Source organism: Candidatus Margulisiibacteriota bacterium (assembly GCA_003242895.1).
GTDB lineage: Bacteria > Margulisbacteria > Riflemargulisbacteria > GWF2-39-127 > GWF2-39-127 > GWF2-39-127.
In genome coordinates, this window is record QKMY01000019.1 from 94,939 (window position 1) to 107,212 (window position 12,274).

A 12,274-nucleotide genomic window follows, 5' to 3' on the forward strand; every position below is an offset into this window, starting at 1 on the left:
AAAAAATTAAAAGAAGGATCGGGGAAACTAAATCATGACGGGCGCAGGAAATGTTACATTAATAAAAAGAATAGGAATACTATTAAGTTTGGATCCACATGGAGGAGGTACATATCAATGGACGCTGAATATGTTGAATGTGCTTAATGATTATTTTCATGATAATCATAATGTAAAGATCTATGTGTTTTTCTATCGAAAATCTTTTCCCATAGAAATATATAAAGCAAAATATTCAAGTTTTTGCTTTTATGAAATTAGCAATATAGATGCAAGTGCAATGAGATGGCTAACAAAAGTGTTTATTTATATGCCGGTATTTGTATCTGTTATTCGTTATATATATCCGCTTAATTTTGCACTGAAAAAAGAAAATATCGATTTAATGATTTTTCCTGGTGCTATGATAGAAACTGTATTTTGCAGGAGTAATGCAATGTTTATGTTTACAGATATTATGCATGTTTTCTACCCCAGATTTCCCGAAGTGTCTGCTAATGGGAATCTTAGGTACCGCAATTTAGTTTTTAAATATGGTATTAAATACGCTTCTCAAATTGTGGTGGAAACAAAACAGCTTAAAGAAGACATTATCAAGTATTACAATGCTAATGGCAAAAAAGTAGATGTATTACTGCAAACCATGTCAAAAAATATTGAGAATGATGAAGATGATAAAGGCGATGAAGAAGTCATAGCCTTCAAAAAACAATTACCTGAAAAGTATATATTTTATCCTGCGCAACTGTGGGAGCATAAAAATCATAAGAATTTGCTATTTGCTATGAAATTAATAATCATGAAAATGCCTGATTTGAAGCTTGTTCTAACGGGCTCAAGAAAAAATGGTGATGAGAAAATATTTGAATTAATCAAAGGACTGGAATTAAAAAATGATGTTAAATATTATGGTTATGTTGCTGATAAGTATATGCCGGTCCTATACAAAAATGCTCAAATGCTTGTTATGCCAACTTATTTTGGTCCCACCAATATCCCTACTGTTGAATCCTTTTATTATGGTACCCCTGCGGTAATTTCAAATATACCTGGCGTAACTGAACAGACTGGAGATGCAGCCTTGCTTTTTGATCCGGATTCGCCCGAGGATATTGCTGATAAAATAATGATTATGCTGGCTAATAAAGAATTGAGAAAAGAAAAAATAAAATTAGGCTATGAAAGAATAAAACTATTGTCATATGAGAATTATATGCGTAAGTATTTTAATATATTAAATAGAAATTTAGATAATAAAAGGTATAGCAATGCCAAATGAAATAGGAATAGTTTTGACCGCAACCATTATTCCTAATGCAATATACACTGTGTATGGTGATGCACAAAGAAGGAAGGCAGAATATTTGCGAGCGATTAGCTTTTATAAGCATTTTGCTCCAGTGTATTTTTTGGAAAATTCTTCTTATCCTTTATTGAGTGATCCGGATTTTGCTGAAATTGAAAATGTTAATTTAATAAAGTTTCCTTTATCAGCACATTTTAGAAAAGGTAAAGGATATCAAGAATTTCAAATGATAGATGAATGGATAAGAACAGATGAAAATCTGCCGAAGCGTTTTATTAAAATCACTGGAAGATATATTATTAAAAATTTCAAGAAAATATTCATGGAATATATAACAGAAAAATCTAATTGCATCTTAATAGACCAGAATTCAAAAAACAAGGTAGCACTAACTCAGTTGTTCTGTTCCGATAGTTATTGTTATAAAGAAAAGCTGTCTGGATTCTATTTGGATTGTGATGATGAAAAAGGGGAATTCGCAGAAAAAGTTCTTTACAGAAAGCTGATAGATTCAAATCTTGATTTTAAAATTTTTCGAAGTAAACCAAATTATGAATATATTAGTGGTAGTACCGGCTCTTATGTTAAAGAAAATGTTGTTAAATTTGCAATAAAAAATATGATAAGGAAGATTATGTACAACATATATCAAAATAAATACATAACTTTAAAGAATACATAAAAAAGTACTATAAACAGGAAGAAAAAAAGTGAAAAATGAATGATACAATTCAAAAAACAACAATAAATGACTTTCTATTTTTTCTGGTTGTAGCCGGGGTGCCATCCAGCTTTTTTGGATTAGTTAATGAAAAGTTTTTTTATATACCAGGTTTATTTGATCTTCGTTTGTTAAGCTGGCTTTTATCTTTGTTGTTTTTATTTTTTTATTTTAGAAATATCAAATATATTAAAAATATTACTGCCGGCAATTCCTTGTTATGGGTTGTTTGCTTTCTTGCTTTTGTTTTTCTTTCAACGTTATTGTTGAATAACGTTTCGTTTAAAGAAGCGTTCACGATATTTAGGGCAGATTATTTTACACCCATATCATGCCTGGCTTTAATGCTATATATGACCACGATGGATTCTGTTAGATTGAACAGGTTTTTTAACTGGATTATTTTAGCTATGTCTGTGCAGGGTTTGTTTTTTATAGTGTACTACTTTACCGGGCTTTCGGTTTTTTCAGTAAGTATTTATGAGACTATGGATAAGGCTAGATATTTTCTGGCTTATCCTATTTTTAATTCTCTTGTTTTTAATATTTCGGTAATCAATCTTTTGTTTAACAAAAAAATAAAATGGTTTGCTCCACTAATGATAAGTATTGTGTCTATGTTTTTGATATCTACCAGGTCGGTCCTGTTCAGTTATGTTATTTACCTTTCTATTATAAGTTTTTTGTATGTATTTACAGGTAAAAAAACAAAAACAATGACTATGATTTATCTGTTTTTGATGTTAGTAACTTCTCAGTTTATATTTAGTTATTACTTTAAGGATTATTCGGATTTCTTTTCTGAGAGATTGAATGAAATATTTGTTAGCAGCAGTTTAAAAGATGTTGCTAACTATAATTTCAGGCTTAAGCTCATAGATGATGCAATACAGTCGAACCTTATCAATGGGACGTTGCTGTTTGGCAATGGTTATGTTCGTTTTAGTGAGAGTGGAGATTATGATCTGACTCTCGGAGGGGATTCCAGTTTTGCAGGTGTTATTTATACCGAAGGAGTATTCGGGATTATTATAAGAATGTTGCCGATTATAATTATATTAATAAAAAATATAAAAGAATATTTATTTATAAGAAAAGAAGATACCATTCCTTTGAATATCATATCAATTGCAATGATTGTACCAGGTATAATAATGTATGCTCAAACTGCAATATTTAAAAATTATAATAGTACTGTATTCTTCCTTTTTGCTTTAGAAATTATCAAACTTAAGCAAGGACAATATATTGATAATAATAATCATAATAAAAAACCAGTAAATTCAGTTTGGAATTATCAAAAATGAAAAAACAACTAAAAATCTCCGTATTAACACCTTCATATAATCAAGGGATATATATTGTCGACAACATCGAGTCAGTACTAAATCAGAACTACCCTAACTTTGAGCATATAGTAATGGATGGGGGATCGTCTGATGACACTGTGAAAGTTTTGAAAAAATATTCTCATTTAATATGGAAGTCGGAGAAAGATAAAGGGCAAACGCATGCCTTAAATAAGGCACTGAAAATTGCATCAGGAGATATTGTTTGTTGGTTAAATTCGGATGATTTGTTATGCGAAGGCGTGTTCGAAATAATAAACCGGTTTTTTGTTGATAATTGTGATAGGCATGTAGTTACAGGTAACCTTCTTGTTGTTGATGAAAATAAACAGTTTTTGTGGAAACAAACTGCAGAGGCGGTTACCTATGAAGGATTATTGAATAATGGACAGTGTGTTCTGCAGCCATCTACAGTGTTCAGAAAAAACGTATTTGATCAAGTAGGTAGCTTGAACGATAAATTTCATTATACAATGGACCATGAGTTCTTCTTGCGGGCATCGAAGCAATTCCGATTCTATACGATAGATAAAGATATTGCTATGTTCCGGCGGTATCCGCAGTCAAAAACAGGGAGTCATGAGATCCGGTTTGTCAGGGAGTTGCTCAAGATAAAAAGACAATATGGGGCAAGAGTACTCTCTTTAAATAACATGAGATTATTGTGTATGTTTATTAAAGAACCTTTTAAGAAAAATCACTATTTAAGAATGGCAGTAAGGATATTGAAAGGTAAGCATCCTGATTATAGATATTATAATTGAAAGAAAGAGTGGTTAAATGAATATCTTGCATATATTGCCCAGTCTGAATTTGTATGGGGGTACACCCCGGATAGTTAAAGATTTGGTAACACAATCAAAACATATGCACTATATTTACTGTAGGAGCAGTTGGGAAGGTAAGGATAAATACGAAGAATTCAGAGTGGAATTCATTAAAAGTAATATTAATCTCTTTGACGGTTTATATGGGAAGAATATTGTTAAGCACATATATGAGATGCTTAAAATAATAGATAAAAACAGCATAGAAATAATTCACTGTTATTTTGATTATTGTATTGTTCTTGGAGGGATAATCAGATGTTTAAGGCCTCAAATAAAATTAATAGTTACTTTTCAGGGTTCATCGAGCCCTTCCGGATATTTGACAATTTCATTGCTGGCATTAGCATATAGAAAAGTAGACAAGTTTATATATATATCAAAATATGTTAAAGAATCAAAATATCAAGTGTTTGCTGGGTTAAAGAATAAAGAAGAACAGATTATATATAATGGTGCAAATAAATATAAGTCACATACTACAAAACTGAGTAATCAGCAAATAATATCGACAATATCAGGTCTGAATAAATATAAAAATCTTCCGGTTTTGATAGATTGTATGAATATTATAGTCAACGAAAAAAAAAGAAATATTATTCTTAATATAATAGGAGATGGAGATGAAAAGGCTAATATTGAGAATAGAATAAAAATATATAATCTTGAAAGTCATATTAATTTATTGGGATATAGAAGTAATGTCTCTGACTATTTGAATGAATCCCTTTTATGTGTTCATCCTGCTGATCAGGAAGGTTTTGGTATTGCTGTGGTAGAAGCGATGTTAATGAAAAAACCGGTAATCCTGTCAAATGCGGGTGCGTTACCGGAACTTATTGCCGATAATGAGTCAGGTATACTGGCAGATCCTTATAATCCTTACGATTGGGCGGAAAAAATAATGAAATTGCTGGATGATAAAAACCTTAGAGACAGAGTCGCGATAAAGGGATATGAAAGAGCTAGTAAATTGTTTAGTATTCAAAGATATGTTAATGAACTTGATAAAGTATATTCTGGTATTTAATGCAAAAGCTGCAAATGCCTTGGAAAAGAAATGAAAAAAAAAGTAGTAATACTTCAACCATATATAGCGCCATACAGGGTTAATTTATTTAATGAAATTAATAATTTTGATGATATTGATTTGTATTTGTTATATTTTAACAAAACGGAAGAAAGAAGGAAATGGAATAATACGCCTATTTGTAAGTTTAAGCAAGTTCAACTGCATCCGGTTATATTTCACTTTAATTACGAAAAAAATATTACAATACCGAATATTGCAGAACTGGTTCGTTTTTTAATAAAAATAAAACCTGATATGATTATATGTTCACCTAATATCGAAGGTATGGTTCTTTGTTATTTAAAGAATATTTTTAAATATAGAATTGCCAGTTGGATGGAATCTACAAATATAACTGAAAAAAATATCTCATTAATTAAAAAATATTTAAGATATAATTTTTTTAAAAATATTAATCATTTTATAATTCCTGGTAAAAAAACAGAAGAATATTTAAATTCAAATAAATATATTAAAAATAGGGAGAAATTATATTTTGCGCCGAATACAATCGATCAGGAAAAATACCTTTTGACTGAAAATGAAGTAAAAAATAAATTCGAGAATATAAAACATTTAAGGTTCCTTTTTTCGGGCAGTTTGATAGAGCGTAAAGGGTTTCACTTGTTGCAAAAAGCATTTCAGGATTTATCCGGATATTCATTTCCTTATACATATGAATTAAATGTTGCCGGAAGCGGTAATCTACCTGAATATCAAATACAGCATGTTAATTACAAAGGGTTTTTGCAAGGTGATGAATACCGAGAATTATTCAAAAGCTCACATGTGTTTGTTTTGCCTTCCTTGCGTGATTGTAATCCATTAACAGTTGTTGAAGCAATTAATGCCGGTAACATATTATTGTTGTCCGATGCGGTTGGCAATTATCCGGAGTTTGTTAAGGGCAATGGCTTTGTTTTTAAAAGCAATTCTAAAAATGCCATAAAGGATTCCTTATTTAAACTGATGAATTTAAATAATGAGGTATTTAAAGAAATAGCCTTAAAATCTATATCAATTGCAAATAATATAAATCATAAAAACAGTGCATTAAGTTTCTATCAGGCAATGATGTCAAAATGAATAATAAGAAAAAAATATTATTTCTCATCCAGCTTCCACCTCCTGTTCATGGGGTCTCTACCATGAATAAAATTATTTCCGACAGTAAATTAATCAATGGTTCTTTTGATACAAGAGTTTTTCCTCTGATGTTTGCCAGTGATATAAGTGACATAGGGGTTGTTTCTGTTGGTAAGATTGTAAAAATGTTAATTTGTGCATTAAAGCTTGTTCGAACATTATTAGCCGATAGGCCTGATATCGCGTATTTTACATTAGCCCCGGCAGGTTATGCTTTTTATCGAGATATCATCTATGTATTTATTTTAAAGATATTTAAATTAAAAATAATATACCACTTACATGGAAAAGGCATCAAAAATATAATCAGTAAACATAAATTGAATAAAGTAATATGTAAATTTATATTTAAAAATGTAAATGTTATATGTCTGTCGGATCAGATAACTTATGATATACAGGATGTGTATGGTAAAAAGCCTTTTATTGTTAATAACGGTATTGTAAGAATAATAGATAGTAATTATTTTGAGGAAGAAAAAAATAACCGGGACATAAAAATTAAAATACTTTTTTTATCTAATTATGAAAAAACAAAAGGTATTCTGGACCTTGTAGATGCTTTAAGGATATTAGATAAAAAAAATATTGATTTTGAAACGGTATTGGTTGGTAAGCCTACAAAATCTATTTCTATTGATTATTTAAAAGAGTATATTACAAATAATGGGTTAATAAAAAAAATCAAAATATCAGGTCCCCAATATAATGATAATAAAAACGAAATTTTAAAAAATGCCAGTATATTTGTTTTCCCTACATATAATGAAGCATTTCCACTGGTAATATTAGAAGCTATGCAGTTCGGGTTGCCGGTTGTTTCTACTTTTGAAGGTGCTATTCCAGAGATTGTGGATGATTGTAAGACTGGCTTTCTGGTGCGTCAGAGAGATGTTACTTTATTAGCTGAGAAAATAGAGATCCTTATAAAAGATAAAGATATGCGTATAAAAATGGGCAGGGCTGGAAGGATAAAGTTCCTGGAAAAATACACATTAGAAACTTTTGAGCGAAATATGAAAAAAATTTTTGATGAGGTGTTGAATGATGATATTTAAGCAGAATTGTAGCTTCTTATATTTCAAATCACTTCTGTTATGGGAGATTAATTATGCATAATGAAGTTAAGGTTAGCAGGATTGATTCCTATGATGTAACTGGAATTTATAATAGTTTGCCGGATGAGATATTCGATATTATCAAACATGACAATACTGTGATATTGAAGCCAAATTGGGTAAAAGAATCACACCTTTTTCGTCCTGCAGACTGGGAGTATGTAATTACACACCCTACAGTAATAATGGCTGTTTTGATGAAGGTACTTGATAGGTTAGGTAATAATGGAAAAGTAATCATTACTGATGGACCTCAGACTGATTCTTCATTTAAGAAACTCATCGGACATTATCCGGTAAAGGAATGGGAGCAATTAGCTGAAAAAAGGGGAGTTTCTCTGGAGGTTATTGATCTTCGGGATGATGAGTGGGTTAATGAAGGAGATGTGACAGTCAAGAGAACGAAGCTCACTGGTGACCCTCGAGGTAAGATCGAAGTAAATTTATTAGGTAACAAAAGTGAGTTCCATGAACATATCAAGTCTAAAAGAGGATATTATGGAGCAGATTATGACATTTCAGAAACCAACCGGGCTCATGACGGTAAAAATAATCTTTACAGCGTTTCTCGTTCGGTAATAAATGGGGATGTGTTTATTAACTTGCCAAAGCTAAAAACACATAAGAAAAGCGGCATAACCTGCTGTTTAAAAAACCTTGTCGGAATTAATACTTATAAGAACTATTTACCTCATCACTGCGAAGGTGGACCTTCGGAGGGTGGAGATCAGTTCCCTTCTGATAATTTGAACGCTAGACTGGAAGGTCCTATTATGGCTTTTATTAAACAACATTTTATAAGAAATCTTATTATGGCTAAATTATTTAAACCTTTAAAGAAAATCGGAAAAAAAACTTTCGGGGATACCAATACGGTTATACGCAGTGGGAACTGGCATGGTAATGATACTATTTGGCGTATGATACTTGATCTTAATAAAGTACTTTTTTATGCTAATCCTGACGGCAGCATGCGTGAAGGAAAATGGAACAATGCAAAAAAATATATTGGAATAGTAGATGGCATTCTGGCCGGAGAAGGGAATGGCCCTATGTCGCCTGACCCTGTGGAAATGAATTATATTTTCTGCGGAAGCAATCCTGTAGCGATTGATGCGGTTTGTGCTCGTTTTATGGGATTTAATCCGATGAAAATATTGTCGATTAAGAATTCATTTAAGATCAGGCAGTATCATATATGTAATTTTTCTTATGATGATATTGTTATAAATATTGGTAAGAACAAATTTAAGATAGCAGATCTGCCTCGTTATTTTATCGTTCCGTTTAAGCCGCATTTTGGCTGGATAAACTATATTGAGGGATAGCAATGAATAAAATTTATTATAAGCTTCTATATTTTGCAAAAGTTGCAGTTGTATCTTGTGCAGCCGGAATAGCAGGTCTGGAATGAGGGCTAAAGTTTATGTCTTTTAAAAAAAATGTTCTAAAAAATATTATTAAGCTTCCACCACAATTGAATAATTTTTTGTTAGCTTTTAATAAAAAACCTGAATGGATTTATGGGGAAAAATATAAGTCATATCAAACGTTTATTGATAGTAACCATCATGGTTTTGATAACACAAAAAAGTTAATAGATTTAGTTAATTATGCCATACAAAATATCCCTTATTATAAAAACTTATATGCAGGTCTGAGAATGAATAATTTGGATGATTTCAGAAAAGGCATCTCTTTTATTGATAAACAAATAGTAATGAGTTGCCATGATGATTTCATCTCTCTAAATAGTAATAAATGCCAATATGATAATGTTACTACAGGAGGTACTAGTGGGAAACCGTTAAATATATTAGTTCCTAAAGACAGATATATCAAAGAATTGGGAACTATGCATTTTTTATGGAGTAAGGCAGGCTATAAATATCAGACAAGAGCGGTTATCCGGAATCATCACCTATTACCTGAAAAAGATTTCGTGATTAATCCTATTACGAAAGAAGTGATTTTTGATGGCTTTAGGCTCTGTGATGATTATTTTGAAATAATATATACTTTAATAAAGCGATTTAATATACAATTTATTCATTGCTATCCTTCGACAGCCTATGAATTCTCTAGATTTTTATACGACAGCAAAAAGGATTGTTCTTTTATCAAAGCCTTTTTATCCGGTTCGGAAAATATTATAGACTATCAAAAAAACCTAATAAATAATAAGCTCGGAGTAAAATTCTACAACTGGTATGGGCATAGCGAAAAATTGCTTCTTGGTGGCTATTGTCAGTATTCAGATTATTTCCATATGGAACCAACATATGGATATTTTGAATTAATTGATGAAAAAAGTGAAGTAATTGATGTGCCTGGTAAAGTAGGGGAGATTGTCGGCACAACTTTAGATAATTATGGTATGCCATTGATAAGATATAGAACGGATGATTATGCTGAATATGTTTCACACAAATGTGAAGCATGTTGTAGGGAGCTATCTGTTATTAAGAACATAAAAGGCAGATGGAGTGGCGAAAAAATATATAACAAGGACGGTACCTTTGTTACTACAACTGCGTTAAATTTGCACGACGAGCTTTATGCTGTTATTAACGGTATACAGTTTGTTCAGAAAGAAAAGGGCATGTTAACGGTGATGATTATTAAATCTGATAAATATAATGATTATTATGAACGAAAGATAATTGAATATTATAAATATAAGCTAAAACCTGATACCGAAATAAATATTGTATATGTCGATAAGTTGATCAAGCAAAGCAATGGTAAATTTTTGCATTTAATAAGTAAAGTAACTTAGCTTCAAAACTCGAATATGATTTGTAATAGCCGATAATCTATGAATGTTCAGCCTCCCTTAAAAACTGTCTTGACATCTCAGTCCATTGTATTATAACAGAGATACAAAATGCTTTGGTATTCTTAACTAACAATTTAGTTTTGGTAGAATGCTTGGAGTTGAAAAATGACACGCATTAAAATTGTTCTAGTTGCTGCAGCCAGACCAAACTTCATGAAAGTAGCTCCTATAATTAAAGAGCTCAAAAAATTTCCTGATAAGTTTAATTCAATTCTAGTTCATACAGGGCAACATTACGATTATGCGATGAGCCGGGCTTTTTTTGAGCAATTAAATATACCTGCTCCAAATATAGATCTTGAAGTCGGATCAGGCACTCATGCTGAGCAGTCTGGGAAGGTTATGATCAAGTTTGAGCAGTTTTTAATTAAGGAACGACCTGATATTGTCATTGTTGTCGGTGATGTTAATTCAACAATGGCCTGTGCAATCGCTGCAAAAAAAATGAAAATACTTGTAGCTCATGTTGAAGCTGGTCTTCGTAGTTTTGATCGTAACATGCCAGAAGAGATTAACCGGTTACTTACAGATTCAATCGCTGATATTCTGTATACTCCTTCTGAGGACGCGGATAAACAATTGATTAAAGAAGGTATTGAACAAAAAAAGATTATCCATGTCGGCAATATCATGATTGATACTTTGCATACTCAAAAATCCATAGCTGATGCGTCCAGATATTACGAAAAGCTGGGGCTCAATAAATCTCTTTACGCACTAGTCACCTTACATCGTCCCGGCAATGTTGATGTTAAAGAGACTTTTACAAGAATAATGGACGTATTATTGGAAGTATCAAAAACCACAACAATTATATTTCCGATGCATCCACGAACGAGAAAGCTGATCCAATCATATAATATGGCCGCTATGTTGTCTTTTGATAAAATTATTCCAAGTTGTATAAATGCTATTAATCCGATAGGGTATAACGAAATGCTGAATCTGACTTTGAATGCCCGTCTTGTGCTTACTGACAGCGGTGGACTTCAGGAAGAAACAACAGCTCTGGGCATCCCTTGTCTGACGTTACGAGAAAATACTGAGCGCCCCGTAACAGTAACGGTGGGATCAAATGTTATTGTGGGTACTGATCCTCAATTAATCTTAACAACTTACGAACAAATAATGAGTGGAGTATATAAGCAGTCTTCCGTTCCCCGATACTGGGATGGAAGGACAGCTGCGCGGATCGTTCAGCATTTGGATAAATATTTTAGCAATGGAAGGAACCAATAATGAAAGGCAATAAATTCAGTCAGAGAATCAAAATTAATTCAATAAATTAAATGCACCCAGAATGCCTACTCCAAAGTTGATTATAAAGGGGGTAATATCTGTGTCGTTTTTATTATCGTGCATGAGGATTTTTTCTGCTTCTACAAATATATTGTAGCGGTCAATTTTATACGCTGCTCCTCCCCTGAGATTAACGCCAATCGTAGGAGTTGAATAGGTTGAAGATAAAATATTGACATTAATCCCCCCGGCTAAATATGGGCATACCTGTCCGTAAGGATTGAAAATATATTTGAGATCTGCTTCAATGGGGACTAATCTTAATAATCCAGGGCTGATAGTCCTGTTTGTCTCGATATAATTGGCTTTGAGGCTTAAAGCCATGCTGTCGGTTAGCATGAAATCAACTCCGACACCTAATGTCCAACTGTCGTCAAATTTGTTCGCAAGATGAGCAGGACCGGTAAAGAAATTAATGTTGGTGTCAATAGCCTGGGAATTAATCGGAATGAAAAAAAATACCAGGATCAGGAACAATAACTTTTTCATTTATATATCCCCCTTTGGTTTGTTTTATCGTCATTTATATCTATATAAATATAATAATTTAATCATACGTCGTTAACCTCTGGTAGCTTAGGCTAATGACTAGAAATT

11 protein-coding genes are annotated in these 12,274 nt (G+C 31.9%); 10 read left to right on the top strand and 1 reads right to left on the bottom strand.

Annotated elements, in window-relative coordinates:
- Nucleotides 1-34 precede the first annotated feature (34 nt).
- The 10 genes from DKM50_01900 to DKM50_01945 all read left to right on the top strand — a co-directional run bounded on the left by DKM50_01900 (nt 35) and on the right by DKM50_01945 (nt 11,617).
- Nucleotides 35-1,279, top strand: a complete 1,245-nt coding sequence (locus tag DKM50_01900; GenBank protein PZM83657.1) for a hypothetical protein — start codon at nt 35-37, stop codon at nt 1,277-1,279.
- Complete coding sequence (locus tag DKM50_01905) at nt 1,269-1,988, top strand: hypothetical protein (protein ID PZM83658.1); 720 nt, start codon at nt 1,269-1,271, stop codon at nt 1,986-1,988. Before DKM50_01900 ends, DKM50_01905 begins: the two co-directional genes overlap by 11 nt.
- Nucleotides 1,989-2,023: 35 nt before the next feature.
- The gene (locus tag DKM50_01910; GenBank protein ID PZM83659.1) at nt 2,024-3,334 is read left to right on the top strand and encodes a hypothetical protein; all 1,311 of its coding nucleotides are present in this window, start codon (nt 2,024-2,026) and stop codon (nt 3,332-3,334) included.
- Nucleotides 3,331-4,140 carry a hypothetical protein gene (locus tag DKM50_01915; protein PZM83660.1) on the top strand — a complete coding sequence of 270 codons (810 nt, stop codon included), beginning with the start codon at nt 3,331-3,333 and terminating at the stop codon, nt 4,138-4,140. The genes DKM50_01910 and DKM50_01915 overlap by 4 nt, the downstream gene beginning before the upstream one ends.
- A gap of 16 nt (nt 4,141-4,156) precedes the next feature.
- Complete coding sequence (locus tag DKM50_01920) at nt 4,157-5,233, top strand: hypothetical protein (GenBank protein ID PZM83661.1); 1,077 nt, start codon at nt 4,157-4,159, stop codon at nt 5,231-5,233.
- Between the two features lie 30 nt (nt 5,234-5,263).
- Nucleotides 5,264-6,361 (top strand): hypothetical protein, encoded by a 1,098-nt coding sequence (locus DKM50_01925; GenBank protein PZM83662.1) that lies wholly within the window; start codon nt 5,264-5,266, stop codon nt 6,359-6,361.
- Nucleotides 6,358-7,479 carry a glycosyltransferase family 1 protein gene (locus DKM50_01930; GenBank protein PZM83663.1) on the top strand — a complete coding sequence of 374 codons (1,122 nt, stop codon included), beginning with the start codon at nt 6,358-6,360 and terminating at the stop codon, nt 7,477-7,479. Before DKM50_01925 ends, DKM50_01930 begins: the two co-directional genes overlap by 4 nt.
- Before the next feature lie 53 nt (nt 7,480-7,532).
- Complete coding sequence (locus tag DKM50_01935; GenBank protein PZM83664.1) at nt 7,533-8,867, top strand: DUF362 domain-containing protein; 1,335 nt, start codon at nt 7,533-7,535, stop codon at nt 8,865-8,867.
- Nucleotides 8,868-8,965: 98 nt separating this feature from the next.
- Entirely contained in the window at nt 8,966-10,318 is a 1,353-nt protein-coding gene (locus tag DKM50_01940; protein ID PZM83665.1) for a phenylacetate--CoA ligase family protein, read from the top strand.
- Between the two features lie 165 nt (nt 10,319-10,483).
- The gene (locus DKM50_01945; GenBank protein ID PZM83666.1) at nt 10,484-11,617 is read left to right on the top strand and encodes a UDP-N-acetylglucosamine 2-epimerase (non-hydrolyzing); all 1,134 of its coding nucleotides are present in this window, start codon (nt 10,484-10,486) and stop codon (nt 11,615-11,617) included.
- A gap of 33 nt (nt 11,618-11,650) precedes the next feature.
- On the opposite strand, the gene DKM50_01950 is transcribed toward DKM50_01945, so the two are convergent.
- Nucleotides 11,651-12,166, bottom strand: a complete 516-nt coding sequence (locus DKM50_01950; protein PZM83667.1) for a hypothetical protein — start codon at nt 12,164-12,166, stop codon at nt 11,651-11,653.
- Nucleotides 12,167-12,274 lie beyond the last annotated feature (108 nt).

What these genes read in the sequence shown, in the direction of transcription:
- DKM50_01900 (PZM83657.1), top strand. Translation starts at nt 35, where the DNA reads ATGACGGGCGCAGGAAATGTTACATTAATAAAAAGAATAGGAATACTA.
- DKM50_01905 (PZM83658.1), top strand. Translation starts at nt 1,269, where the DNA reads ATGCCAAATGAAATAGGAATAGTTTTGACCGCAACCATTATTCCTAAT.
- DKM50_01910 (PZM83659.1), top strand. Translation starts at nt 2,024, where the DNA reads ATGAATGATACAATTCAAAAAACAACAATAAATGACTTTCTATTTTTT.
- DKM50_01915 (PZM83660.1), top strand. Translation starts at nt 3,331, where the DNA reads ATGAAAAAACAACTAAAAATCTCCGTATTAACACCTTCATATAATCAA.
- DKM50_01920 (PZM83661.1), top strand. Translation starts at nt 4,157, where the DNA reads ATGAATATCTTGCATATATTGCCCAGTCTGAATTTGTATGGGGGTACA.
- DKM50_01925 (PZM83662.1), top strand. Translation starts at nt 5,264, where the DNA reads ATGAAAAAAAAAGTAGTAATACTTCAACCATATATAGCGCCATACAGG.
- DKM50_01930 (PZM83663.1), top strand. Translation starts at nt 6,358, where the DNA reads ATGAATAATAAGAAAAAAATATTATTTCTCATCCAGCTTCCACCTCCT.
- DKM50_01935 (PZM83664.1), top strand. Translation starts at nt 7,533, where the DNA reads ATGCATAATGAAGTTAAGGTTAGCAGGATTGATTCCTATGATGTAACT.
- DKM50_01940 (PZM83665.1), top strand. Translation starts at nt 8,966, where the DNA reads ATGTCTTTTAAAAAAAATGTTCTAAAAAATATTATTAAGCTTCCACCA.
- DKM50_01945 (PZM83666.1), top strand. Translation starts at nt 10,484, where the DNA reads ATGACACGCATTAAAATTGTTCTAGTTGCTGCAGCCAGACCAAACTTC.
- DKM50_01950 (PZM83667.1), bottom strand. Translation starts at nt 12,166, where the DNA reads ATGAAAAAGTTATTGTTCCTGATCCTGGTATTTTTTTTCATTCCGATT.